Annotated in this window: 3 protein-coding genes; all 3 read left to right on the top strand. The window is 60.1% G+C overall.

The genetic code is table 11. The features are described 5' to 3' along the window. The first annotated feature begins 27 nt into the window (after window positions 1-27). The 3 genes from H5U38_12180 (at window position 28) to H5U38_12170 (ending at window position 2,424) form a co-directional block, all read left to right on the top strand. Window positions 28-927, top strand: coding sequence for a LysR family transcriptional regulator (locus H5U38_12180; protein ID MBC7187781.1), 900 nt, complete (start codon window positions 28-30; stop codon window positions 925-927). A gap of 216 nt (window positions 928-1,143) precedes the next feature. After that, complete coding sequence (locus H5U38_12175; GenBank protein MBC7187780.1) at window positions 1,144-1,578, top strand: Hsp20/alpha crystallin family protein; 435 nt, start codon at window positions 1,144-1,146, stop codon at window positions 1,576-1,578. Window positions 1,579-1,746: 168 nt separating this feature from the next. Next, complete coding sequence (locus tag H5U38_12170) at window positions 1,747-2,424, top strand: zinc metallopeptidase (GenBank protein ID MBC7187779.1); 678 nt, start codon at window positions 1,747-1,749, stop codon at window positions 2,422-2,424. Window positions 2,425-2,520 lie beyond the last annotated feature (96 nt).

Here is a 2,520-nt window from a genome sequence, read left to right as displayed (position 1 = left end):
AGGTGAGACGATCCGAGGAGAAGTACGATGCAACTGCAACAGCGGGCAGGTTTCTATTGGAGCGCGCGCGACAACCGCTGTGCTCTCGCCGCCCGGCGCCTGAACGTTGGCCCGTCAGCCCTCCGCCACCAGGTGACAGCATTGGAGGCAGAGTTAGGGGTCAAGCTCTACGAACGTGTGGGCAAGGGCATTCAGCTCACCGAAAATGGCAAGGTCCTGTTCGAGTACGCCGCTGCCGTGATTCGCAAGCTCGACGACCTGGAGGCGCACTTTGCCGAGCTGGCGCATAAGGGGAGCAGACGGATTGTTCTTGCTGCCTATCGGGGGTTCATGATGTACCGATTGCCGCAATGCGTCGAGGAGTTCCAGAGGCGCCACCCAGACGTGCAGGTGACCATCATGAACCGCATCCTGGACAGTGAGATTCTGGCCATGGTCCTTGCCGGCGAAATCGACTTTGGCATTACCGCCTCCTGGAACGATTTCGGCGGCATGGATTTCTTTGAGATTGCCCGCTACGATATGTTCCTGTGCACGGCGCCGGGCCACCGTCTTGCGGGGCGCGCCCGCGTCACGCTCCGGGAGATTGCCAAGGAGCCCCTCATCCTGTACGAGCGCGGCAATTCCATCAGGAGGCGCATCGACGAGGTGTTCGAACGTGCGGGCCTGTGGCCCACGGTAAAAATCGAGACTGGGGGCGCCGAGGTCATTAAGGAATATGTCCGCAGAGGCCTCGGAGTGACCATTATCTCCGGCATCTCCTTGTCGCGCCAAGATGCCCAGCCACTGGCCATGATCCCCGTGACCGAGTACTTTGGCGAGCTGGGCTACGGGGTGGCCATCCGGAAAGGGAAATACCTGTCGCCGGTGGCAAAGGAGTTCCTCCGCATCCTTGGGGTAGAGAGAAGCCAGCTCGCGGCGTTTTGACAGGTGGTTCTCACTGCACGTGCTGCGGCAGGCAGGCTGACAGACAAGCTGTCACTGTGGCACCATTGGCAGCAACTCCAGAAAAAAACATGGCAGATCCTTAGCCCTTTGATTGTACAAGCCTTGCAGGTTGCCCGGTGAGCACAGTGCGCCTTGGCACAAGGGTTGCAAATATGCGGGGCGAAGTGGTCATCACGAAAACAGGAGGTGAAGACGATGGCTATGGAAGATTGGGATGTGTTGCGCGAGAGAGCACTTCGCCGCGCAGAGCGATGGGCGCGCTGGCTAAACGAGATGGGCCTGGGCGAATCCGAGAAGATTGACGAATGCAACTGGGCTCCCCGGATGGATGTGGTAGAGACAGAAAACGAGTGGATTGTCTCCCTGGACCTGCCGGGGGTGAAGAAGGAAGACGTCAAGGTCAACTATCACGATGGTCTGATCGTCATCAGCGGCGAGAAGAAGAAGGAGACGGCTCAGGCGCCGTACCTGAGCGAGCGGGTTTACGGCCGTTTCTGCCGCAGCCTGCACGTACCTTCTAACATAGACCCGACGCGCATCGAGGCACAGCTCCGTGATGGCGTGCTCAAGGTCATTCTCCACAAGAGCGAAGCAGCCAAACCAAAGTCCATCGAGGTGGTTGCCAACTAAGCAGAAGGGTGGTTTGCAAAGGGGCCCTGTCGGGCCGTATGGCCGGTAAGGGCCCCTGGTTCTTTTTTGGAGAAAGGAACCAAGTGCACGAAGCCACAGTCAAATGAGCAACAGTGTGCGGGAAGTCTGAGCCCTTTTTAGCCCTAACCGAGAGGAGGGAACCTGGCGATGTTCTATTCACCCTACGATTGGCTCCTGCTGCCGGCCATGGCCCTGGCCTTGTACGCCCAGTACAAGGTGCGCTCCACCTACGAGCGTTTCAGCCAGATCCGCGCCGCCGCCGGCCTGACCGGCGCACAGGTGGCAAGCCGACTGCTTCGGGCCAGCAATATCAACGATGTGACCGTTGAAGAGACAAGCGGTACCCTTTCGGACCACTATGACCCAGCCAAAAAGGTGCTCCGACTCTCTTCGGGTGTCTACGCTTCTGATTCGATAGCAGCTCTAGGCGTGGCGGCTCACGAGACGGGCCACGCTGAGCAACACGCCACCGGCTACCTGCCCTTGCGTCTCCGGCATAGCATCGTACCCTTGGCAAACTTTGGCTCCTCGCTGGCGATTCCGCTCTTTCTGGTGGGTCTGCTGCTCAGCATCCCCAGCCTGATGACTCTGGGGATCTTGTTCTTTGCGGGCGCTGTCCTTTTCCAGGTGGTGACCCTGCCAGTGGAGTTCGACGCCAGCAGGCGGGCCTTAGCGCATCTGCAGTCCGCCGGCTTCCTGAGCGAGAGCGAAGTGGGAGGGGCGCGGAAAGTGCTGAGCGCCGCGGCGCTCACCTACATCGCTGCCACTGCAGTGGCTTTGGTGCACCTGCTGCGCTTGATCATGGTGCGTAGAATGCGGGATTGAGCTCGAGGCTATCCGGGCTGCTCCTTGGGGGGCAGCCCGGTGTCCTTGAGGCTCAAGCTCGGCTCTCGTCGCCTGCTGCCGGAACGAAGCGCGCCG

This window comes from Calditrichota bacterium, from assembly GCA_014359355.1.
Classification (GTDB): domain Bacteria; phylum Zhuqueibacterota; class Zhuqueibacteria; order JANLFK01; family Oleimicrobiaceae; genus Oleimicrobium.
The sequence above is the reverse complement of the archived record's forward strand: the minus strand, read 5'-3'. Positions and strand labels throughout refer to the sequence as shown.